The organism is Arthrobacter sp. Leaf337 (assembly GCF_001423745.1).
Taxonomy (GTDB): domain Bacteria; phylum Actinomycetota; class Actinomycetes; order Actinomycetales; family Micrococcaceae; genus Arthrobacter.
Genome location: NZ_LMPC01000026.1, coordinates 1 through 22504, shown reverse-complemented (window position 1 = coordinate 22504; position 22504 = coordinate 1). Strand labels below are relative to the sequence as shown.

The following is a 22504-nucleotide window of genomic DNA, read 5'->3' as shown; positions in this document are numbered from 1 at the left end:
AGCGCGCGTTTCGTGAAGCGTCGCCGTTTGTTAACGTGCTGTGAAGTTTGCCTATCGGGGCATTTGTGACGGCGTGAGGCGCAGTTAGTGAGACGAATCCAAAAGTCCGCATAGTGGACCCTTTGTCCAGTCGCTGGACGGCGGGAACTATTATTGAGAGATACGTATCCCTTAGCCGGGCAGTCTTTTGGGGCACCGCCCGGTTTCTCACGAAAGCGTTACTACATGTCATCCACTGCCACCTCACCGCAGCCGGGGTCAGCCAAGCAGGTTAACTCGCGCGGGCGCGTGATCGTCGCCAGCCTCATCGGCACCACCGTTGAGTTCTACGACTTCTACGTCTACGCCACTGCCGCTGTGCTCGTATTCCCCAAGCTGTTCTTTCCCGGACAGAACGAGACCACCCAGCTGCTGAGCTCCTTCGCCGTGTTCGGCGTCGCGTTCATTGCCCGCCCGCTCGGATCGATTGTCTTCGGCCACTTCGGCGACAAGTTCGGACGTAAGGGCACCCTGGTGGCATCGCTGCTGACCATGGGTATCGCCACGTTCCTGATCGGCTGCCTCCCCACCGCTTTGGTTCCGGGCTGGGGCTTCTGGGCTCCGGCGCTGCTGGTAGTCATGCGCTTCGCCCAGGGCCTGGCCCTCGGCGGGGAGTGGAGCGGCGCGGCCCTCCTGGCCACCGAGAACGCCCCCGCCAACAAGCGCGCCATCTACGGCACATTCCCGCAACTGGGTGCACCCATCGGGTTCATCATTGCCAACGTGATCTTCCTGGTGGCCAGCTACACGCTTTCACCGCAGGCGTTTGAAGCCTGGGGCTGGCGCGTTCCGTTCCTGCTCAGCGCCGTCATGGTGATCATCGGACTCTACGTCCGCCTGAAGCTGATCGAAACCCCCGCCTTCACCAAGGTGCTGGAATCCAACGAGGTTGCCAAGCTCCCGCTGGCCCGCGTCTTCAAGACCAGCTGGCGCCCGCTCATCCTGGGCACGTTCATCATGCTGGCCACCTACGTGCTGTTCTACCTGATGACCACGTTCACGCTCACCTACGGAACACGCCCGGCCACGCTGGACGCCGCCAAGGCAGCCGCAGAAAAGGCAGGTAAGCCGATGACGGAGGCCGCAGCCGCCGCATTCGTCCCGGGCCTGGGCTTCACGCGCAACGACTTCCTCTGGATGCTGATTGCCGGCGTCGTGTTCTTCGGCATTTTCACCCTGGTTTCCGGCCCGCTGGCTGAAAAGTACGGCCGCCGCAAGATGCTCATCGCCGTCACCGCGGGAATCTTCGTCTTCGGCATGCTGTTCGTTCCGCTGTTCAGCGGCGGCTTCGTGGGCACCATGGCCCTGCTGATCCTCGGCTTCACCCTGATGGGCCTGACCTTTGGTCCCATGGGCGCGCTGCTGCCGGAACTCTTCCCCACCAACGTCCGCTACACGGGATCAGCCGTCAGCTACAACGTCTCCAGCATCCTGGGTGCTGCGGTGGCCCCGTTCATCGCGGTGTGGCTCTGGGAAATGGCCAAGGGCAGCCCCGTGCTGGTGGGTGTCTACCTCAGCGCCATGGCCGTGCTGACCCTTATCGCGCTGTTCCTGAGCAAGGAAACCCGGGACCTGGATTACGAGAACAACGTAGCCTGACCCTTTTCGCTCGCAACAAATGCCCGGTGCCCTTTGGGGTGCCGGGCATTTTGTCGTTTCCGGCGCTACTTCGCGTAGCGCTCCACGAAATTGCGGAGGATCTTCATCGGTTCCGTGGCGATGAACTGCCGGGCGTCATTCATCAGCGTTTCGGCCGATTCCGGCGGGAAGTAGCCGGCGTGGCGGTAGATGTCGATCCTGGTGACCAGCCCTTCCGCATCCAGTTCCGGGTGGAACTGGGTGGCATACAGGTTGTCCTTGATCCGGAACATGTGCACCGGGCAGGCCGCTGAACTGGCCAGCAGCACCGCGTGGGCGGGGAGGACGGTGCAGCCTTCCTTATGGCCGGTGAAGGCCGTGAAGCTTTCCGGCAGCCCGCGCAGGAGGGGATCCTGCAGCCCTTCCGCCGTCAGTTTGATGGTGGTGCCGCCCAGCCCCTCGCCGTAGGCCCTGTCGATGACCGCTCCCTGGTGCAGGCCCAGCGTGCCGACCCCGTAGCAGGCCCCCAGGAACGGGAAGTCGGCCGGCACAATGCGGTCCAGCAGCAGGCGCAGTTCACCCTCCACCCGGAGCTGCGCTGCACTTTTGTGGTCCGCCGGGTCGCTGGATGTAAAGGGGCTGCCGCCCACAATCACGCCGGAGTAGTCGGCCAGGTCCAGCTCCGGTAGGGGCCCGGCTTCCATGCGGATGCGCCGGAGTTGTGCGGGCTCGAGGCCGCCGTAGCGCAGGTAGGCCTCGTATTCTTCCTCGGCTGCCTTGTCCTCGGCGCGCGATGCAAGAAGTAGAAATGGCTTCACACGCTAAGTCTGCATGCAGCCGCCCCCGGGCGCCATGGGCGCGCCGGGGGCGGCGGGTAATGCTGTGCGTCGAGCTGACGGTGAACCGGCCGGATCAGTCCTCGATCGTGGCGATCACTGCACCGGCGGACACAGTTTCGCCGGCGATGGCGGCCAGGCCGGTAATGGTGCCACCCCTGTGCGCCGTGAGCGGCTGCTCCATCTTCATCGCTTCGAGTACGACGACGAGATCACCTTCGGCAACAACGTCGCCTTCGACGACGGCCACCTTGACGATGGTCCCCTGCATGGGGGAGGTCAGGGCGTTGCCGCCGGCAGCTGCAGCCGGTCCGCCGGAGCGGGAGCGCTTCTTGACCTTGGCCGGCTTGGCCGAGCCGCCGCCGCTGCTGAACGAACCGAGCGAAGCCGGCAGCACCACCTCAAGGCGCTTGCCGCCCACCTCGACGACCACGCGCTGGCGATCGCCGGCGTCGGGCGCTTCACCCTCCGCACCGTTGGGCGTCCACGCGGGAATTTCGTTGACGAAAGCCGTTTCGATCCAGCGGGTGTGGACCTTGAACGGTCCTTCCACAGGGGCGAAGTCGGGGTTGGTGACCACGGCGAGGTCGAAAGGAATGACGGTGGGGATGCCTTCGACCACCATCTCCTCCAGGGCTCGGCGGGAGCGCTGCAGTGCCTGCTCGCGGGTGGCGCCTGTAACGATCAGCTTGGAGAGCATCGAGTCGAAATTGCCGCTGATGACATCGCCCTGCTCCACGCCGGAGTCGATCCTGATGCCGGGTCCTGTGGGGTTTTTCAGCGTGGTGATGGTGCCAGGGGCGGGCATGAAGTTACGGCCCGGGTCTTCGCCGGTGATACGGAATTCAATGGAGTGTCCCCGCACTTCGGGATCGTCGTAGCCCAGCTTTTCGCCGCGGGCCAGCCGGAACTGTTCGCGGACAAGGTCGATTCCGGTGACTTCCTCGGAAACGCAGTGCTCCACCTGGAGACGGGTATTGACCTCCAGGAAGGAGATAGTGCCGTCCTGGCCCACCAGGAATTCGCACGTTCCGGCGCCGAGGTAGCCGGCTTCCTTGAGGATGGCCTTGGAGGATTCGTACAGGCGGCGGTTCTGCTCTTCGGTGAGGAAGGGTGCCGGTGCTTCTTCCACCAGCTTCTGGTTGCGCCGCTGCAGGGAGCAGTCGCGGGTGGAAACCACCACGACGTTGCCGTAGGCGTCCGCCAGGCACTGGGTTTCGACGTGGCGGGGGGCGTCCAGGAAGCGCTCGATGAAGCACTCGCCGCGGCCGAAGGCGGCGACGGCCTCGCGGACGGCGGATTCGAACAGTTCGGGGATTTCTTCGCGGGTGCGGGCAACCTTGATGCCGCGTCCGCCGCCGCCGAAGGCAGCCTTGATGGCAACGGGCAGCCCGAACTTGTCCACGAACTCGAGGATTTCCTCGGCGGATTCCACCGGGTCGGCGGTGCCGGGGACCTGCGGGGCGCCGACCTTTTCCGCGATGTGGCGGGCCTGGACCTTATCGCCGAGGGCGGAGATCGCCTCCGGGGACGGGCCGATCCACGTAATGCCGGCGCCGATGACCATGGCCGCGAACTGGGCGTTTTCGGCCAGGAAGCCGTAGCCGGGGTGGATGGCGTCGGCGCCGCACTCGTGGGCGACCTCGATGAGCTTTTCCATCACCAGGTAGGACTCCGCGGCGGTGTTGCCGCCCAGCGCGTAGGCTTCGTCCGCCAGGCGCACGTGCAAGGCGTCGCGGTCCGGGTCGGCGTAGACGGCCACCGATGAGATGCCTTCGTCGCGGGCGGCGCGGATGATGCGCACTGCGATTTCACCGCGGTTGGCGATCAGGACTTTGCTCAGCCGCTTGGAGCTCGTCAGGGCGGCACCTGCGTGGCTGGGGGCGGTGGACTGCTCTGGACTTGCGGACTGCTCCGTATTTGCTGACAAGGCGTCTCCTTCTTTCCTTCAGGGAGCCTAGCGCGATTTTGAGGGTTCCGCCGATATTACTTGCGGATTCCGCGTGTAAAGCTCCGGTCCTTTGTAGGGAAGCTACAAAGAGTTGCGAATTGGCTCACTCAGCGCGGACTTCTGCGGGGTCAATGGCGCCGCCGGTCCACAGCTCGGTAATGCCCACCTGCGCCTGGCCCAGCAGCGCGCGAAGGGTGGAAATGGAAAGCCCGACGACGGTGTGGGGGTCGCCGTCGACCTTGCGGATGAAGGCCCCGCCGTAGCCGTCGATCGTGAACGAGCCGGCGCACTGGAGCGGCTCGCCGGTGGCGATGTAGGCATCGATTTCGTCGACGCTCATGTCCATGAAATGGACCTCCGCGGAGGTGACGGAGCCCAGTGTGGCGCCCGTCCCGGTGCCGGTGTCGGAACCGTATCCGTCGTCGTTGTCGTCGTCCTCGTCCGGCTCGGTGTCGCGGCAGTCCACCAGCCAGTGGCCGGTGTGCAGCACGCCCATGGCGCCGCTCATGCGCAGCATCCGCTCCTTGGCGACGTCGGCAGTGTACGGCTTGCCGTGCGCCTCGCCGTCGAACTCGAAAACTGAATCGCAGCCGAGCACCAGCGCGCCCTCCGCTTCCGGCAGCGAGGCCACGGCCTCCGCCTTGGCGCGGGCCAGCAGCAGGGCGGTGTCGTGCGGATCGGTCACGCCGTAGCGGGCCTGGACCGCGTCTTCATCCACATCGGAAACCAGGATCTCGTGGCGGATGCCGGCGTGGCTCAGCAGTTTGGTGCGTGCGGGGGACTGGGAGGCAAGAATGAGGCGGGTCACCGATCCAGCCTAGTTCCCTTCGGCCCGGTTGGCAGTGCTTTATTGTCGTGGGGCGCTGGGTCAGTCGCCCGGGCTTTGTCGCTCAAGTCTTATTGTCGGAGGTCGGCGGCATAGTGGGTTCATGGACGAGAAACATGGACCGAAGGGGGCACGGGCAATGGCCGAACGGGATGAGGTCAACCTCCCCGCGGTGGTGGCGATATGCAGCCTTGCGCTTCGACAGATTACTGTGCCCGAGGGCAGTGCAGAGCAGATCGAATTCTGTCGGCGGCTGGACGATGTGGTCTCCGCTTTGGCTATCGTCAGGACCCGCCTTCAAGTGGCGGCTGTCCTGAGCCGCGCGCCCATAGCCACGTCAGGGATCGGGACCTCACCGCTGGCATCCGAAGCGGCTGACCGGCTCCGCCGCGCCATGATCAATCTCCTGGCCGTTAACATCAGGGCAGTTACTGTCATAGCCCAGAGGGACACTTGAGTTGTGGATGGCAGTTGGGGGTCCGAAGCGGTTCTGGCGGCAGCGGAGTGCTGTTGTGTTTGCTGCTGCCGTCGGGAGCCGGCAACGGATTATGCAGCCGTTGCGATGGGCGCTGGAGCCTTGGGCGGCGGTATTTCTGCGGGTGGCAGCTCTGCGGGGGACGCGTCTGAGGAGGGTGGCGCCCGGCTGATTGATGAGATCCGGGCTTTGGAAGACAGGAAGTCTGCTTTGGCTGCCCGTCAGGCCCGGCTCGCGGTCGTCTTTGACCAGCTGCAGCGCCGGCAGCAGTCCGACGCCGGGATCCCCACTGACCAGCTCGGAGTCGGCGTCGGAGCGCAGATCGCCCTCGCCCGTCGCGAATCCCCGGCCAAAAGAAACCGGCTGTTAGGCCTGGCCAAGGCTTTGGTGACGGAGATGCCGCGCACGCTCGTTGCCTTGGAGACGGGGCAGCTGAATGAGTGGCGGGCGACCTTGCTGGTGCGCGAAACGGCGTGCCTGTCCCCGGCGGACCGGTATGGCGTCGATGAGGAACTGGCACCCGATTCGGGGACGCTGGCAGGTGTGGGTGACCGGGAGCTGGTGGCAGCCGCCCGTACCGCCGCCTATCGCCGCGACCCGCGCTCCGTTACGCAGCGCGCCGCCCACGCCGCCACGGCGAGGCACGTCAGCCTCCGTCCCGCGCCGGACACCATGTGCTACCTGACCGCCCTGTTGCCCGTCTCGGCCGGTGTCGCCGTTCAAGCGGCGCTCATCCGGAACGCGGACTCTCTCCGCGCCGGCGGGGATCCCCGGTCCCGGGGCCAGATCATGGCCGATGATCTGGTTGAACGCGTCACCGGGACACCGGGCGGGATCAGCGGGATTGAAATTCAGCTCGTCATGACCGACCGCACGCTCTTCCAAGGCGACAGCGAACCCGCACGCCTCCCCGGCTATGGGGTGGTTCCCGGCGGGTGGGCCAGAAGCATCATTGGCCGGGGCGGTCGGGCGCAAGCAACCTCGCTGACCGGCGCTCCCGCGCCTGCCGGACGCCCGCCAGGCGCTTTGCCATCAGGAGCGGCAGCTGATCAGGCGTTCAACACGTGGATCCGTCGTCTGTACACGGCCCCCGCCACGGGCGAGCTGGTAGCGATGGATTCCCGCGCCAGGCTTTTCCGCGCGGGGCTCCGCCGCTTCATCGAGGCACGCGACGACACCTGCCGCACCCCCTACTGCGACGCACCCATCCGCCATCTGGACCACGTCGTACCCTGGCACGTCGGCGGCGCTACGACACAGGCCAACGGCGCCGGGCTCTGCGAAGCCTGCAACCACACGAAGGAAATGCCGGGCTGGAAAGCACACCCGGCCAACGGACCAAACGCACGCGGCGGAACCAGCGCCCCGGGCGGAACCAGGCATGCCATCCGACTGACAACCCCCACCGGCCACAGCTACCAATCCATCGCGCCGCCGCTTCCGCGGACTCAACGCGGCGGCCCGGCCACAGAGTCCGTCCACCCGAAAGAGACCCGCCACTGGAAAGAGATCCGCCACCACGCCAAGATTCACAGGCGTGCCCTCCGGTCGCGGCGGGACGCTCCATTCGCGGCGTAGGTCGGCCACGGATCGCAGAGAACAGAAGCAAAAACGGGCCGCCCGCCGATCGGGTGATCAGCGGGCGGCCCATCTGGGACTGGAACCCGTGCGGACTAGAAGAGGCCCGTCAGCGTGCTCCGACTTCTTCCGGTTCCACCTCGGCGGCCGGCGCCGGCTTGCGGAGCTTCGCTCCCTCTACATCCACATCCGGCAGGATGCGGTCGAGCCAGCGCGGCAGCCACCATGCCTTTTCGCCGAGCAGGTACATCACGGCCGGAACGATCGTCATGCGGACCACGAAGGCATCAATCAGCACGCCGAAGGCCATAGCGAAGCCAAGCGGCCGGACCATGTTCAGGTGCGAGAAAATGAAGCCGGAGAACACGCTGACCATGATGATCGCGGCGGCTGTGACCACCGCGGCGGCGTGGCTGAAGCCCGAGCGGACCGCGTGTTTGGCCGATTCCCCGTGCATGAACGATTCCCGCATGCCGGAGGTGATGAACACCTGGTAGTCCATGGCCAGTCCGAACAGCACGCCGATCAGGATGATCGGCAGGAAGCTCAGCACAGCACCGGGATTTTCGACGCCGAACACCGCACCGAGCCAGCCCCACTGGTAGACGGCGACGACCGCGCCGAACGCTGCGGCGAGCGAGAGCAGGAAGCCTCCGGTGGCCAGCAGCGGCACCCAGATGGAGCGGAACACCAGCAGCAGCAGTATCAAGGAGAGGCCAACCACGATCGCCAGATACGGCGGCAGTGCGTCACCGAGTTTGGTGGATACGTCAACGTTGCCGGCGGTCTGTCCGGTGAGTCCGATGCTGACGCCGGTGGAGTCCTTGATCTGGCCCTTCTCGGCGCGAAGCTCGGAGACAACCTGGACGGTGCTTGCGCTGGCCGGGCCTTCGTTCGGGATCACTTGGAACACCGCTGTGCGGCGGTCCTCACTCAGTGCCAGCGGCACGGCGGCGGTGACATTTCCGGTCTCGCGCAGGATGTCCGCGACATCGAACTGCTTGGCCTGCGCCTCGGCGTCGCTGAGTCCCTCGGGGAGGTCGCCCACCACAATGATCGGGCCGGTCATGCCCTCGCCGAAGCTCCGCTTGGTGACGTCATAGGCCTTGAAGGCCTGCGAGGCGACCGGCTCTGAGCTGGCATCCGGCAAAGCAAGCCTGAGCTGGCTCGCGGGCAGCGCCACCACACCGAGCAGGACCGCGCCAGCCAGCAACGCCAGCCACGGGTGGTTGGTGACCATGCCGCCCCAGCCGTGGCTGCTGCGGTATTCGTCCCTGGTGCGGTCCTCAGTTTCGTGCCCCGGAGCGGCGTTGTGCTTTTCCGCCTTGGCCCATGTCCGCTTGGAGATCAGTTTCCGGCCAACCAGGGAGAGAACAGCGGGCGTCAGGGTCAAGGCAACGACGACGGCGACAGCCACCGTGGCGGCCGCCGAGAGACCCATAACGGCCAGGAATGGAAGCCCGGGGACCACCAGGGCAGCCAGCGCGATGATGACGGTCAGTCCGGCGAACATTACCGCGTTGCCGGAAGTGCCCGTGGCCAGGGCTACGGATTCTTCAGCATCCATGCCGGTCAGCAACTGGCTGCGGTGCCGGTTGACAATGAACAGCGAATAGTCGATTCCCACTGCCAGGCCGAGCATCAGCGCCAGCATGGGGGAGATGGAACTCATTTCCGTGGCACCGCTCAGGGCGATCGTTCCGCCCACACCGACGGCGACGCCGACGACGGCCATCAGCAGCGGAAGTCCGGCGGCGATCAGGGTTCCAAGCATGACGACCAGGACCAGGGCCGCAACCGCGATGCCGATGATCTCAGCGGTGCCAAAGAGCTCGGAGATGTCCTCGCTGATTTCCTTGCTGGGCAGGGCAGTGACGTTGGCGGCCGAGACCTCCTTCACGATGTCCTGGACTTGCTGGCGGACATCGGGCGTCAGGCCGTTGATGGAGGTCCTGAACTGGACCTGGGCGATCGCGGCTTTGCCGTCCTCGGAGACGAAGCGGAGCCCCTTCGAAGCCTCCAGCCGGCGGGCGCCAAGCGCAAGCTTGGCTTCGCCCGCTTCCAGTTCCCTGCTGCCGGCGTCGAGCTTTGCCTGGCCTTCGGCGAGGGCAGCCTTCTGCTGGCCGAGTTGTGCCTCGATCGCGGCGGCCGGCAAACCGGCGGCCGTCATCTGCTGTTCTGCTGCTCCCAGCTGTGCTTTTCCGGCGGCAAGCTCGGCAGCGGCCTGGTCCAGCCGGGCCTTGCCGGCCGCGGACTGCTCCCTTCCGGCGGCGAGATCGGCGACCGCCTTGTCCAGCTGCGCCTGGGTGGCGAAGGGATCAACCGTGCCCTGGACATCGGGGAGGGTCTTGAGCTTGGTCAGTGCAGCCGTGACGGCGTCTTTTCCGGCCTGGCTGAACTGGGCGTCGTTGGCTTCGAACACAACGCTGGCTGAGCCGCCGGAAGAGGAGGGGAGCTCCTTTTTGAGCTTGTCCGCCATCTGCTGTGTTTCGGTGCCGGGGATCTGGAAGTTGTTGGACAGTGTGCCGTGGAATGCGGCCGCAGACCCGCCCACGGCCACAAGCACGGCAAGCCAGAGCGAAATGACCAGCCAGCGGCGGCGGTACGAGAACTTGCCGAGGCGGTATAGGAAGAGGGCCATGTCAGTGCCGATCTGTGGAGAGGTTGGCGGTGGGCGTAAAGCCTGAGCCAAGGAGGCCCATGGCGTCGATCAGGAGCTGGCGGAGCCTTGCAAGCGACGTGGCTGAAAGGTCCGCGCCGCACTCGGCAAACCAGACGTCCATGGCGGCCTTCCCGCAGGAGATGATGGACCCCGCAAGCGCACGGAGGTAAAGCTCGTCGAGCTCCTCGCCCGTGGTCCTTGCGAAGCGTTCGCGGGCTGCGTCGATGATTTCCGCGGTGCAGTGGTCCCACGCTTCAAGTTCGGAACGGTTGAGCTGCGGATTGGACTGCGCCAGGCTGTACAGCTCGGCCATGGGGGCCACCGTCATGGGGTCGGCCAACTGAATCAGGGCAGCCCTCGCCGACTCAAGGATGGGCTCGTCGGCGGGCCTCAGCCGGAACTGTGCCAGTGCATTGTCCAAGAAGCCGTGGGTCACCGAAGCCAGCGCCGCCTCGGTGCTGCTGAAGTAGTTGAAAAAGGTGCGCCGGGAGATGGCTGCGGCATCTGCAATGTCTTCGACGGTGAAGTTCCCCGGCCCCTTGCTGCGCAGAAGCTCCAGGGCGGCATCGGTGATGGCCTGGCGTGTTGCGGCTTTGTTGAGTTCCCGGCGCGAGGGCGGCGGCGGGTCGGCGGTTTCGCTGCGCGGCGGGATGGCTGGAGCATTCTGGGTGGCGGGCACGGCATTACACTACGTGCATTTTTACACTCTGTGCAAGTTTTTCGGCAACTCAGATTCACAGCTTCCTTACAGCTCATTCTTATGTAGGTGCGGGAGCCTTAGGGAAGGTAGGCGTACTGTACCTGCCACCAGAAGCAGCCGCGATGCTGCGGCAGATCGAGGAGACGTGCCATGACAAGCAGAAAGAAGTTGGGCCTCGGCCTGGGCGCCGCTGCCCTGGTTGTCGGGGCCGGGATCGGCGTCAGCGGAATTGCGTCGGCGGCCACCACTCCGACCCCCACTCCGTCAGCCAGCGCATCGGCCGATGCCAACACCGACGGCCACGACCGCGGACACAAGGGCGGCCGTCACGGGCACGCAGGTGGCGTGCAGGCATCGGAGCTCGCCGCCAAGCTCGGTGTCGACGAGGCAAAGGTCACCGAGGCGCTGAAGGCGTTCCGCGATGCCAACAAGCCGGCGACGCGGCCTGCCGAGGGAGAGAAGCCGGACCGTGCTGCCAGGGAAGCAGCCCTCGCCAAGTCCCTCGCGGAGTCGCTGGGGATTGACGAATCCAAGGTCACCGCAGCCATTGAGGAGCTGCGCGCAGAGGAACGGTCCGAGCGCGCAGCGGCCCTGAAGACCCGGTTGGATAAGGCAGTCGCGGACGGCAAGCTCACCCAGGCGGAGGCCGACGCCGTCACCAAAGCCGTGGAGAACGGCGTGATAGGCGGCGGAGGCCACTAGGACGTCCCGCCACATCAGCGCGAACGTACAGTTGAGGCCCCAAAACCCGTGTGGATTTGAGGCCTCAACTGTACGTTCGCGCTTCGGCGACGAAGCGGGTTACGCCTTGGCGTCCGCCAGCTCGCGTTCGTCCCGTTCAGTTGCCGGAGCGGCCGCCGTCGGATCTGTAGTGGCGGAGTCATCCGCGAACGGGTCGCCGTTGCGCGGAGCGTTGTACAGCGCCTCGTCCAGGATTCCCTGGCGCTTGGCCACGATTGTGGGGACCAGCGCCTGCCCGGCCACATTGACCGCAGTGCGGCCCATGTCCAGGATGGGGTCGATCGCCAGCAGGAGGCCGACGCCGGCCAGCGGCAGTCCCAGCGTGGAGAGCGTCAGGGTCAGCATCACGACGGCGCCGGTGGTACCCGCCGTCGCCGCGGAACCCAGTACGGAGACGAGGGCGATCAGCAGGTACTGGCTGAAGTCGAGCTGGATGCCGAAGAACTGGGCCACGAAGATCGCGGAGATCGCCGGGTAGATCGCGGCGCAGCCGTCCATCTTGGTGGTGGCGCCCAGGGGTACGGCGAAGGAGGCATAGGCGCGGGGTACGCCCAGGCTCCGCTCTGTCACGCGCTGGGTCAGCGGCAGGGTGCCCACGGACGAGCGGGACACAAATGCCAGCTGAACAGCGGGCCAGACACCGGAGAAGTACTGCTTGACAGACAGTCCGTGGGTGCGGACCAGCACCGGGTAGACCACAAACAGGACGAGGGCCAGGCCGACGTAAATGGCAAAGGTGAACTTGCCCAGCGACCCGATGGTGTCCCAGCCGTAGACGGCCACGGCGTTGCCGATGAGGCCCACAGTGCCCAGCGGGGCGATGCGGATGATCCACCACAGCACCTTCTGGATGACGGCGAGGGCTGACGCGTTGAGGTTCAGGAAGGGCTCGGCAGCCTTGCCAACCTTCAGTGCGGCCACGCCGACGGCGATCGCGATCACCAGGATCTGCAGGACGTTGAAGCTGACGGCGGTAGTCACGGCGCCTGATTCAGCAACGGTGGAGCTGGCGCCCAGGCCCAGGAAGTTCTTGGGGAAGAGGCCGATCAGGAACGCCCACCAGTCGCCGGATTTGCCCGAGTACTTGGCTTCCTGGGTAATGCCGGTGCTGGCGCCGGGCTGCAGCAGCACACCGAGGCCGATGCCGATCAGCACCGCGATCAGCGACGTGATGGCGAACCACAGCAGCGTGTTCCATGCCAGTTTCGCGGCATTGGAGACCTGCCGGAGGTTCGAGATGGAGCTGACGACCGCGGTGAAGATAAGGGGAACCACGGCGGTCTGCAGCAGCGAGACGTAGCTCGAGCCAATCGTCTGGAGGGTGGCGCCGAGGGCATTGGGGTTTGCCTTGGTGCTGCCCGTGTACTTGGCCAGGAGGCCAAGGCCAAGGCCCACGATCAGGGCGGCAATGATCTGGAAGCCGAATGAACCGGCCCATGCGGGCAGCCGGAAACCGGTGTTTCCTGCGGGGGAGGGGGTGCTGGTTTGAGTGGTCACCCGAACACGCTAGGACCGGTTCTCTTAGCACCACGAACGGATGTTGAGAAATGTTACGGGAATAAATTCCGCGCGCGCATAGGAAATCCCTACAAAACGGCGTAGCTAGGCGCTTTTGTGAAGCTATTCCCGGCATCCGTGTGGCAAACGTCTCGCTGAAGTGACCGGAGGGACGGGCATCCGGCAGCGTGCGTCAAAGCGACGAAGGAGCAGCACGCCGAGGATGTCCGTCCCTCCGGAAAGATGGCATTGCGGCTTACCCCAGCAGCGCCCGCTTGAGCGTATCGAGGCCCACGGATCCGATATTGAGTGCCTTGGTGTGGAAGGTCTTCAGATCGAAGCCGGGGCGCGCTTCTAGTTCGGAACGGATCTGCTCCCAGAGGCGCTGGCCCACCTTGTAGGACGGAGCCTGGCCCGGCCACCCGAGGTAGCGGGCGAATTCGAAGTTGAGCTGGCCTTCGCTGATCGCCAGGTTCTGCTTCAGGAAGTCGTAGCCTTTGTCCGGCGTCCAGATACCGCTGCCCCAGCGTTCCGGCACCTCCAGCTCCAGGTGCACACCGATATCGAACACCACCCTCGCCGCCCGCATGCGCTGCATGTCCAGCATGCCCATGTGGTCGCCCGGGTCCTTGAGGTAGCCCAGTTCCTGCATCAGTTGCTCGGCGTACAGCGCCCAACCTTCGCCGTGGCCGGAGGTCCAGCAGACGTTGCGGCGCCACTTGTTAAGCAGCTCCCGGCGGTAGATGGCCGTGGCGATCTGGAGGTGGTGTCCGGGTACGCCTTCGTGGAACACCGTGGTGGTTTCGGCCCAGGTGGTGAAGGTGTCCTCGCCAGCGGGGACGGACCACCACATCCGGCCCGGCCTGCTGAAGTCGTCCGAAGGTCCGGTGTAGTAGATGCCGCCTTCGTCGGTGGGGGCGATCAGGCATTCGAGCGTCTTCATGATGTCCGGGATCTCAAAGTGCACGCCGGCCAGATCCGCCACAGCCTTGTCCGAGAGGCCCTGCATCCAGGCTTTGAGGGCGTCGGTACCTTTGAGCTGGCGGGCGGGATCACTGTTCAGGATTTCCTTGGCTTCCGCCACCGACGCGCCGGGACGGATCTCGTTGGCCACTCGCTCCTGTTCCGCGATGAGCCGTTCCAGTTCCTGGACGCCCCAGGCGTAGGTCTCGTCGAGGTCCACCGTCGCGCCGAGGAAGGCCCGGGATGCCAGCGCATACCGGTCCCGGCCCACTGCGTCCTTGGCCGGTGCCAAGGGCAGCAGTTCGGCGGACAGGAAATCCGCCAGCTTGAGGTACGCCGCGCGGGCCGCCGAGGCGCCGTCGTCGAGCTTTGCCTGCAGTTCCGGGGAAAGCGGGCCGTCCGCGGTCTTCGCGCCTGCGGCCATCTTGGCGAAGAAGCCGTCCTCGGCGGCGTATTTGGTGGCCTGCTCGACGACGATGGACACCTGCCGGGAGGCGGAGACCTTGCCCTGTTCCCTGGCGTGGCGCAGGGACTCGATGTAGCCGTCGATCGCGCCAGGGACGCTGTGGGCGCGGCCGGCGATGTGCTCCCAGTGCTCCACGGAATCGGTGGGCATCAGGTCAAAGATGGCCCGGATGTCCTGTGCCGGCGAGGAGATGTTGTTCAGGTCCGCGGCATCCCACCCGGATTCGTGGATTTCCAGCTGCAGCCCCAGCCGTTCCCGCATGGCGTCGAACGTGACGGCGTCCACGTCGTCCACGGGCTCCAGGCCGTCGAGGTCACCGAGTGCCTTCCGCGCCGCCGCGATGAATTCTTCGATGCCCGCAGGCGAGAAGTCCTGGAATTCAGTTTCGTGGCCGGGCACCCCGAGCGTGGTGGCGAAGCTGGGGTTAAGCCTGATCAGGGTGTCCGTGTAGGCGTCTGCGACGGCGTCGATGGCTGTGTGGGGGCGCGCTGAGGCTGCGGTTTCGGTAGTCACCCCACGAGACTAACGGGGCGATCCCAGTTATGAAAGACTCACTGAACTTTTCGGTGTGTCAGTTCCCGGCCCGCTGCGGTTATGCGGCGGACCCGGACTTAGCCGCGGCTTCGCTTCCACGCACCCGGCCCCGGGGTGGGGGCCAGCCGCAGCTGCTGCCGCCGCACCCAGTGGCGGACGCTGGGCTTCGCATCGCCCTCGGGCTCGGCATTGCCGAGGGACAGTACGACGGCAGTGAGCGCCGCGAGTTCCACGTCGGTCGGTTGGCCCTTGACCACGGAGAACAACGGCTCCTCGGCTGCCGTTTCAGGCGCCGGTTCGTTCCCGGCCGGGGAAACGGCAGGGTGCGCGGCAGGCTCCACGTCCGGGATCACAGCGGAATGTTCCCGTGCTTCTTGGCGGGAAGGCTGGCGCGCTTGTCCCGCAGGGCACGCAGGCCCTTGATGATCTGCACCCGGGTCTCGGACGGCGCGATGACGGCGTCCACGTACCCGAGCTGGGCGGCCTGGTACGGGTTGAGGAGTTCCTCCTCGTACTGCCGGATGACCTCTGCGCGCTTGGCCTCGACGTCGCCGCCGGCCTCCGCCACCGCAGCAAGTTCGCGGCGGTACAGGATGTTGACGGCGCCCTGAGCCCCCATGACGCCGATCTGGGCCGTGGGCCAGGCCATGTTCAGGTCTGCGCCGAGCTTCTTGGAACCCATCACGATGTACGCTCCGCCGTAGGCCTTGCGGGTGATGACCGTGAGCTTGGGGACGGTGGCTTCGGCGTAGGCGTACAGGAGCTTGGCGCCACGGCGGATGATGCCCTGGAATTCCTGGTCCTTGCCCGGCAGGAAGCCCGGTACGTCCACCAGCGTGATGATGGGGATGTTGAAGGCATCGCAGTGCCGGACGAAGCGAGCGGCCTTTTCCGATGCCGAGATGTCCAGGGTGCCGGCGAACTGCATGGGCTGGTTGGCCACGATGCCGACGGTGTGCCCCTCGATGCGGCCGTAACCGATCATTACGTTGGGTGCGTAGAGGGCCTGCATCTCCAGGAAGTGCCCGTCATCCACGATCTGCTCAACGACCTTGCGCATGTCGTAGGGCTGGTTGGCGGAATCCGGAATGAGCGTGTCCAGGGCGAGGTCATCGTCGTCGATTTCCAGGTCCTGCTGGTGCTCCAGGACCGGAGCCTCGGCCAGGTTGTTGGAGGGGAGGAAGTCCAGGAGTTCACGAACAAACTCGACGGCGTCCGCCTCGTCCGACGCCAGGTACGTGGACGTGCCCGTGGTGGCGTTGTGCTGCCGCGCCCCGCCCAAAGTCTCCATGTCGACGTCCTCGCCCGTGACGGTCTTGATCACGTCCGGTCCGGTGATGAACATGTGCGAGGTCTTATCCACCATGACCACATAGTCGGTCAGGGCGGGGGAGTAGGCCGCGCCGCCGGCGGAGGGGCCCATGATGAGGGAAATCTGGGGGACGACTCCGGAAGCGTGCACGTTGTTGCGGAAGATGTCCGCGAACATGGCCAGGGAGGCCACGCCTTCCTGGATGCGGGCGCCGCCGCCGTCAAGGATGCCAACCACGGGGCAGCCGTTGCGCAGCGCGAATTCCTGCACCTTGACGATCTTCTCGCCGTTGACCTGGCTGAGCGAGCCGCCGTAGACCGAGAAGTCCTGGCTGTACACGGCCACGGGGCGGCCGTCCACCGTGCCGTAACCGGACACCAGTCCGTCACCCAGGGGCTTCTTCTTCTCCATGCCGAAGGCCGTGGAGCGGTGGACGGCCAGTGCGTCGAACTCCACAAACGATCCCTCATCCAGGAGGAGGTCAATGCGCTCGCGTGCCGTGTTCTTGCCGCGGGCGTGCTGCTTTTCGATGGCCTCGGGGCCGGATGGCTGCTCGGCACGCGCCTGGCGGTCGCGGAAGTCTGCAATCTTTCCCGCAGTCGTTGTCAGATCGTGGCTCATCAAGTGTCTCCGGCTCTGTAGCTGATGGTCGCTGGCCCTGTGTCGCAACGGCGCTTAAGTAGCTTCCGCACAAAAGCAGGACCCTGTTGGCTAGTCTAGTGACGCTATTGGCCGGGACCGCTGTAGAAAACCTACAATTTTCTGCCGTCGGGTGACGCTGACCGTTATGTTACTCACCAGTAACATACTTCGGCTAGAGTGTCCTTATGACTTCAAGCAACGATGCTTCGGGCACCGCCGCAGGGCCGTATCAGGCCGCCGGTTCCCTTCAGGGACGCACCATTTTGATGTCGGGCGGCAGCCGCGGCATCGGCCTCGCCATAGCGCTCCGCGCCGCGCGCGACGGCGCCAACATCGTGCTGATGGCCAAGACCGGCCAGCCGCACGCAAAACTCGAGGGCACGGTCTTCACCGCCGCGGAACAACTGGAAGCAGCGGGCGGCCAGGCGCTCCCGATCGTCGGCGACGTCCGCAATGACGACGACGTCGCCGGGGCGGTTGCCGCCGCCGTCGAACGGTTTGGCGGGATCGACATCGTGATCAACAACGCCTCTGCGATCGATCTGTCGAAGACCGACGCCGTGGACATGAAGCGCTACGACCTCATGCAGGACATCAACGTCCGGGGAACCTTCCTGCTCTCCAAGCTGGCCCTGCCGGCACTTCGACGCTCAGCAGACGCCAGCATCCTGACCCTCTCACCGCCGCTGAACCTGGATCCCAAGTGGGCGGGCATGCACCTTGCCTACACCATGGCCAAATACGGAATGAGCCTCACCACCCTCGGCCTGGCCGAGGAGCTCAAGGGGGACGGCATCAACGTCAACTCGCTCTGGCCCTGCACGCTGATCGATACGGCTGCCATCCGGAACATGCCCGGGGGCGAGAACATGGTCAAGGCAGCCCGCGGACCGGAGATCATGGCGGATGCGGCACATGCCGTGCTGACGGGAAGCAACCTGGCAGGCGGGGCGGGCAGGCGGAGCGGCAACTTCTATACGGACGAACAAGTGCTCGCCGCAGCCGGGGTAACCGACTTTTCGCCGTACAGCCTTGGCGCCCCGGAGGACCGGCTGGTCCCTGACATTTTCCTCTGAGAACCCGTCCTCCCGCCGCCGGCGCGGCACCAACTCGGTAGGATTCAACTATGGACGCCCCACAGCCTGCCGACGGCCAGGACCCGATCACCCCGCAGTCTCCCGCTGCCCGCGTAGGACTCAACAGGAACGAACTGGGCAATGAGGATTTCCTGGCTGCCAACGGCATAGCGCAGCTCACCGTGGTGAACTCAACAGGTTCCACCAATGCGGACCTCCTGCAGGGAGTGACCGTGGATCCCCGCGCCTGGCCGGACCTGTCCGTCCTTACCGCCGAGCACCAGACCGCGGCCCGCGGCCGCCTGGACCGGCACTGGGAGGCGCCGCCGCTCAGCTCCGTGTCCGTGTCAATCGTGCTCCGGCCGGTGAACGCCGAAGGACGGCCGCTGCCCACCCACAGCTACTCGTGGTTCTCCCTGCTCGCCGCCCTTGCCCTCCGCGAGGCCCTCCTGGAGACGGCAGGGATCCCGGCAGAGATCAAGTGGCCCAATGACGTCATGGTGCGCGGGCGGAAAATTGCGGGCATCCTGGCTCAGCTGGGACCGATGGGGGACGGCACTGTTCCGCCTGTGATCCTGGGCACCGGGCTCAATGTGACCCTGACTGCCGAGGAGCTCCCCGTCCCCACGGCTACGTCCGTGCTGCTGGAAAATGCTCGGACAGTTGACCGGACCGCGCTGCTCAAGAGCTACCTGTCGCGCTTTGCCGCCCTGTACCGCAATTTCTGCAATGCCGACGGCGACCCCGCCGCCGGGATGGCCGGCGGACCGTCGCTGCACAAGCGCGTGGAATCCGTGATGTCCACCCTCGGCAAGCAGGTGCGCGCACAGTTGCCCGGCGACCACGAGATCATCGGCCACGCTTCCCGCCTGGACGAATACGGCTCCCTCCTCGTGGTGGACGCCGGCAAGCACGAGCACGTGGTGACGGCCGGCGACGTCGTCCATCTCCGCCCCTGGACCCCGCCCGGTACCGGAACCGATACGGGAACCGGCACCGCGGAAAGCGGATATGCGTAAAGAGCTCCTGCCGGGTGAACAGGTCATCACTGTTACCCGGCCGCAGCCCCGGAAGCTCTTTTTCCCGGGGCTGCTGTTCATCGCTGGACCCGCTTTCGGCGCCTTCGCCAGCGCATGGATCGTCAGGGGCGAGCCGGCCAGGCTCGTTCCGCTGATCTCCGAAGAATGGACTATTTGGCTTGTCGCAGTGTGCGTCGGCGGAGTTGCGTGGATACTGTTGGGATACTGCCTGCCGCGGCTGCTCAGGTGGCACGCTACGCAGTACGTGCTGACGAGCCGACGGATAATTGCCCGTTACGGTATGTTGCGCAGGCGGGACATGCAGATCCCGCTCGCGGCGGTGCATCATGTCGGCGTCAGTCAGTCATTGTGGCAGCGCATATTGCGTTCCGGGAATATATCGTTGGATACCGGACACGGTGCCGAATCGGTCATCCCGGACGTTCCGGAGGCTGCGAAGTTCCGGAACTTTGTGCTCGATGCCATCGATGAACTGCCGCCCGGAGTGATCTACGAGTCAGACCGGGCGCAGGACATCGCCGGGGACATGCCGCGATACCGGCCGTGGGATAGGGGAGAGACGTGGGATACGAGAGAAGGTGGAAGAGATGAGCGCTGAGAATGCCGGACCCGTGGACAACGCCGGAACCGTCGACCAGGCAGAGCCGTCTGAGCTGCCCTCTCCGCCGGACGCCGTAGTGGAGACCGCCACCCTCGAAGCCGCTGTCCTGGAAACGGCCACCTTGGACCCGGTTTCACTGGAGGCGCCGGTTTCCTTGGAGCCGCCCGTTTCACTGGAGGCGCCGGTGCTTGAGACGTCCGTGCCCGGCGACCCCGCCGGCACCCCGGCAGCCGCCCACCAGCCAATACCCCACGACCCTGCCCAGTACGATCCTCCTCTGCCGGGATCATCCTCGAATGAAGCCACTCCCACGGGAACCCTTTCTGCCGAACGGCTCGCCGCGAAGGCGCTGGAGGCCAGGCTCCTCGGCGGTGAGCGCAAGCTGCGCCGCCGTGAGGTGGCTGCCGGTGCCGGGCTGTCGCTGCTGTCCGCCCGCAAGCTGTGGCGCGCCCTGGGCTTTCCCAACCTTGGCGACGAGGATGTTGCCTTCACCGAACGCGACCAGGCTGCATTGTCCACCGTGGTTGACCTGGTCCGGGCGGGGAAGCTCACCGAGGAAGCGGCTATTTCCGTTACCCGGGCCATCGGGCAAATGACCGACCGCATGGTGGTCTGGCAAATCGAAGCCCTCGTGGAGGACATGGTGCACCGGCAGGGTGTGTCGGACGCCGTAGCCCGCAAGCGGCTGGTCAACCAGCTGCCGTCCCTGGTGGACGCGCTCGAGGAAATGCTGGTTTACTCCTGGCGCAGGCAGCTCAACGCCGGGGTCCAGCGCCTCGCCGTGCGGGCAGAGGCCGGGCTGCAGGCCAGTGAAGAGGGCCGCGAGGGCGATGAGGATGACGCACCGCTGCCACTGGCGCGGGCCGTAGGATTTGCGGACCTGGTTTCGTACACCAGCCTTTCGCGACGCATGAACGAGAAGACGCTGGCTCAACTGGTACAGCGTTTTGAGAACAAATGCGCCGAGATCATTTCGGTCGGCGGCGGCCGGCTGGTGAAAACCGTGGGGGATGAAGTCCTCTATATTGCCGAGACGCCGGCAGCGGGCGCCGAAATTTCCCTCGCCCTGTGCCAGGCCTTTACCGAGGATGAGATCCTGCCCCAGGCCAGGGTGGCCATGGTGTGGGGGAGGATCCTGTCGCGGCTGGGCGACATCTACGGTCCCACCGTCAACCTTGCCGCGCGGCTGACTGCACTGGCGGATCCGGGCACCGTTCTGGTCGATTCGATGACGGCCGCCGCGCTGGAACACGACGAACGGTTTGTATTGGTCCCGCAGGCAGCCGAAGAGGTGCGTGGCTTCGGTGAAATACACCCCGTCCTGCTGCAGCGCGGCAGTGGCCGGGGACTCGTCCTGGACTGAAATCCACAAGCCCGTTCCGCCCGCGTCCGCCGGACTCCCGCATTAGCGGACGGCGGGGGCTGGTTTCTCAAATCGATGGTCTTATGACATAGTCGGACTGTCCCCGTATGTCGCTCTATGGGGCCTTAGCATGCCCGGAATGCATTTTTGTGGGGGAAATCTGGCAATGAAACGGCTACTTCGATCCGTGACGCCCAAACCGGAACGGACGCCGAACCACCGGCGTACCAGGATCCTCCGCGGCACGGTTTTTGCGGTGGCCGGTGCTGCGTTGGTGGCGGGTGCGGTGATTTATCCGGGGTTTAAGACCACTGAGGTGGAATTGAACGACGGCGGTGTGTGGGTGGTCAGTAAGGCCAGGAATGCTGTTGGCCGKTTGAATTATCCGTCCCGTGTGCTGGATGGTGCGGTGACCCCGGCGAGTACGACTTTCGATATCCTGCAGAATTCCGGTGACGTTTTTGTCGATGATGAGGAAAACTGGTGACAACTCTGTTCGGCAAGCTGGGTCTCAGGGACGCCGCAGGAAGTTGGTTTCGGGCACGGTTTTTGCGGTGGCCGGTGCTGCGTTGGTGGCGGGTGCGGTGATTTATCCGGGGTTTAAGACCACTGAGGTGGAATTGAACGACGGCGGTGTGTGGGTGGTCAGTAAGGCCAGGAATGCTGTTGGCCGKTTGAATTATCCGTCCCGTGTGCTGGATGGTGCGGTGACCCCGGCGAGTACGACTTTCGATATCCTGCAGAATTCCGGTGACGTTTTTGTCGATGATGAGACGGGTTCGACGCTGAATCAGGTGTCTCCGGCGAATATGCAGTTGGGCGGGGATAAGCAGTTGCCGGGTGCGGCTGATGTGAGTTTTGGTTCCGAGGTTATTTCGGTGACGGACCCGGCCAAGGGCAAGGTGTGGGCGCTTTCGCCGTCCACTGTCAACGGTTTTGACGAGGAGTCCACGGAGCCGGTGTTGGCCGGTTCGGAGGGCCTGGTGTCCGCTGTTGGTGCGGATAACCGGATTTACAGTGCGGATCCGAAGACCGGTGCGGTGACGGTGACGGCTGTTGATGCCAACGGTGCGGTGGCGTCGACCGAGTCCGGTACGTGGGACGGGCTGAAGGGTGCCGGGGATCTGCAGCTGGCTGTGGTGGGGGASCAGCCGGTGGTGCTGGATGCCGGGCGGGGGAAGCTGTTCCTGCCGGGCGGGCGTGCGCTGGATGTGGCGGATGCGCAGGAGGCGAAGCTGCAGCAGTCGGGTCCGGAGTCGGATGTGGTGGCGGTGGCGACGCGGAAGGCGTTGTTGAAGCAGCCGTTGGACGGGTCGACGGCGAAGACGGTGTCCTTTGATGGTGAGGGTGTGCCGGCGGCTCCGGTGCAGCTGGGCGGGTGTGTCCATGCGGCGTGGTCGGGGGCGAACAAGTATGTCCGGGACTGCGTGAATGATGCCGATGATAAGAACGTGGAGGTGCCCAAGGCGAGTGCGTCGCCGTCGTATGTGTTCCGGGTGAACCGGGACCTGGTGGTGCTGAACGATGTGAACTCGGGCAATGTGTGGCTGGTCAACCAGAACATGCAGCTGGTCAACAACTGGGACGACGTCATCCCGCCCAACTGGGACGACGTCATCCCGCC

At 65.3% G+C, this 22504-nt stretch carries 17 protein-coding genes and 2 pseudogenes; 10 read left to right on the top strand and 9 right to left on the bottom strand.

The features are described 5' to 3' along the window. Positions 1-225: 225 nt before the first annotated feature. Positions 226-1638, top strand: coding sequence for an MFS transporter (locus ASF98_RS16330; RefSeq protein WP_055803830.1), 1413 nt, complete (start codon positions 226-228; stop codon positions 1636-1638). Positions 1639-1703: 65 nt separating this feature from the next. Here the strand turns inward: ASF98_RS16330 and ASF98_RS16325 are convergent, their stop codons facing one another. The 3 genes from ASF98_RS16325 to ASF98_RS16315 form a co-directional block, all read right to left on the bottom strand. Then, complete coding sequence (locus ASF98_RS16325) at positions 1704-2435, bottom strand: glutamine amidotransferase (RefSeq protein WP_055803827.1); 732 nt, start codon at positions 2433-2435, stop codon at positions 1704-1706. A 94-nt stretch (positions 2436-2529) separates the two neighbouring features. Continuing rightward, positions 2530-4383, bottom strand: a complete 1854-nt coding sequence (locus ASF98_RS16320) for an acetyl/propionyl/methylcrotonyl-CoA carboxylase subunit alpha (protein ID WP_442854044.1) — start codon at positions 4381-4383, stop codon at positions 2530-2532. 124 nt (positions 4384-4507) lie between these two features. Beyond that, positions 4508-5212, bottom strand: coding sequence for a Maf family protein (locus ASF98_RS16315; protein ID WP_055803824.1), 705 nt, complete (start codon positions 5210-5212; stop codon positions 4508-4510). Positions 5213-5333: 121 nt separating this feature from the next. On the opposite strand from ASF98_RS16315, the gene ASF98_RS16310 reads away from it, so the two are divergent. Further along, positions 5334-5687, top strand: a complete 354-nt coding sequence (locus tag ASF98_RS16310; RefSeq protein WP_156372437.1) for a hypothetical protein — start codon at positions 5334-5336, stop codon at positions 5685-5687. Between the two features lie 105 nt (positions 5688-5792). Beyond that, positions 5793-7283 carry an HNH endonuclease signature motif containing protein gene (locus tag ASF98_RS16305; RefSeq protein WP_082506898.1) on the top strand — a complete coding sequence of 497 codons (1491 nt, stop codon included), beginning with the start codon at positions 5793-5795 and terminating at the stop codon, positions 7281-7283. A 109-nt stretch (positions 7284-7392) separates the two neighbouring features. Here the strand turns inward: ASF98_RS16305 and ASF98_RS16300 are convergent, their stop codons facing one another. Beyond that, positions 7393-9924 carry an MMPL family transporter gene (locus ASF98_RS16300; RefSeq protein WP_055803813.1) on the bottom strand — a complete coding sequence of 844 codons (2532 nt, stop codon included), beginning with the start codon at positions 9922-9924 and terminating at the stop codon, positions 7393-7395. 1 nt (position 9925) lies between these two features. Continuing rightward, on the bottom strand, positions 9926-10624 hold the full coding sequence (locus tag ASF98_RS16295; RefSeq protein ID WP_442854043.1) for a TetR/AcrR family transcriptional regulator: 699 nt from the start codon (positions 10622-10624) through the stop codon (positions 9926-9928). Between the two features lie 171 nt (positions 10625-10795). Here ASF98_RS16295 and ASF98_RS16290 point away from each other — a divergent pair, with 171 nt between their 5' ends. Continuing rightward, entirely contained in the window at positions 10796-11347 is a 552-nt protein-coding gene (locus ASF98_RS16290) for a hypothetical protein (RefSeq protein WP_055803811.1), read from the top strand. Between the two features lie 99 nt (positions 11348-11446). Here ASF98_RS16290 and ASF98_RS16285 read toward each other — a convergent pair whose 3' ends face one another. The 4 genes from ASF98_RS16285 to ASF98_RS16270 form a co-directional block, all read right to left on the bottom strand. Then, on the bottom strand, positions 11447-12883 hold the full coding sequence (locus ASF98_RS16285) for a dicarboxylate/amino acid:cation symporter (RefSeq protein ID WP_055803808.1): 1437 nt from the start codon (positions 12881-12883) through the stop codon (positions 11447-11449). Positions 12884-13139: 256 nt separating this feature from the next. Beyond that, positions 13140-14825, bottom strand: a complete 1686-nt coding sequence (locus tag ASF98_RS16280; RefSeq protein ID WP_055803805.1) for a DUF885 domain-containing protein — start codon at positions 14823-14825, stop codon at positions 13140-13142. Between the two features lie 98 nt (positions 14826-14923). Continuing rightward, complete coding sequence (locus ASF98_RS16275) at positions 14924-15199, bottom strand: acyl-CoA carboxylase subunit epsilon (RefSeq protein ID WP_442854042.1); 276 nt, start codon at positions 15197-15199, stop codon at positions 14924-14926. Then, positions 15196-16779 carry an acyl-CoA carboxylase subunit beta gene (locus ASF98_RS16270; protein ID WP_055803804.1) on the bottom strand — a complete coding sequence of 528 codons (1584 nt, stop codon included), beginning with the start codon at positions 16777-16779 and terminating at the stop codon, positions 15196-15198. The genes ASF98_RS16275 and ASF98_RS16270 overlap by 4 nt, the downstream gene beginning before the upstream one ends. Positions 16780-16985: 206 nt before the next feature. On the opposite strand from ASF98_RS16270, the gene ASF98_RS16265 reads away from it, so the two are divergent. From ASF98_RS16265 to ASF98_RS16240, 6 genes and pseudogenes are all read left to right on the top strand, one after another. Then, positions 16986-17876: an SDR family oxidoreductase gene (locus ASF98_RS16265; protein WP_055803801.1), complete on the top strand. Its 891-nt coding sequence runs from the start codon at positions 16986-16988 to the stop codon at positions 17874-17876. Between the two features lie 50 nt (positions 17877-17926). After that, positions 17927-18895 (top strand): biotin--[acetyl-CoA-carboxylase] ligase, encoded by a 969-nt coding sequence (locus ASF98_RS16260; protein ID WP_235506046.1) that lies wholly within the window; start codon positions 17927-17929, stop codon positions 18893-18895. Next, positions 18888-19514, top strand: coding sequence for a PH domain-containing protein (locus ASF98_RS16255; RefSeq protein WP_055803798.1), 627 nt, complete (start codon positions 18888-18890; stop codon positions 19512-19514). The genes ASF98_RS16260 and ASF98_RS16255 overlap by 8 nt, the downstream gene beginning before the upstream one ends. A 55-nt stretch (positions 19515-19569) precedes the next feature. Beyond that, on the top strand, positions 19570-20880 hold the full coding sequence (locus ASF98_RS16250) for an adenylate/guanylate cyclase domain-containing protein (RefSeq protein ID WP_156372450.1): 1311 nt from the start codon (positions 19570-19572) through the stop codon (positions 20878-20880). A 166-nt stretch (positions 20881-21046) separates the two neighbouring features. Then, a pseudogene (locus ASF98_RS16245) lies at positions 21047-21355 on the top strand (hypothetical protein); the annotation flags it as partial. 8 nt (positions 21356-21363) lie between these two features. Then, positions 21364-22504, top strand: a pseudogene (locus ASF98_RS16240) (Ig-like domain-containing protein); the annotation flags it as partial.

Bases quoted from the DNA above. Each gene is read 5' to 3' on its own strand.
- ASF98_RS16330 (WP_055803830.1), top strand. From the start codon at position 226: ATGTCATCCACTGCCACCTCACCGCAGCCGGGGTCAGCCAAGCAGGTT.
- ASF98_RS16310 (WP_156372437.1), top strand. From the start codon at position 5,334: ATGGACGAGAAACATGGACCGAAGGGGGCACGGGCAATGGCCGAACGG.
- ASF98_RS16305 (WP_082506898.1), top strand. From the start codon at position 5,793: ATGGGCGCTGGAGCCTTGGGCGGCGGTATTTCTGCGGGTGGCAGCTCT.
- ASF98_RS16300 (WP_055803813.1), bottom strand. From the start codon at position 9,924: ATGGCCCTCTTCCTATACCGCCTCGGCAAGTTCTCGTACCGCCGCCGC.
- ASF98_RS16290 (WP_055803811.1), top strand. From the start codon at position 10,796: ATGACAAGCAGAAAGAAGTTGGGCCTCGGCCTGGGCGCCGCTGCCCTG.
- ASF98_RS16270 (WP_055803804.1), bottom strand. From the start codon at position 16,779: ATGAGCCACGATCTGACAACGACTGCGGGAAAGATTGCAGACTTCCGC.
- ASF98_RS16265 (WP_055803801.1), top strand. From the start codon at position 16,986: ATGACTTCAAGCAACGATGCTTCGGGCACCGCCGCAGGGCCGTATCAG.
- ASF98_RS16260 (WP_235506046.1), top strand. From the start codon at position 17,927: ATGGACGCCCCACAGCCTGCCGACGGCCAGGACCCGATCACCCCGCAG.
- ASF98_RS16255 (WP_055803798.1), top strand. From the start codon at position 18,888: ATGCGTAAAGAGCTCCTGCCGGGTGAACAGGTCATCACTGTTACCCGG.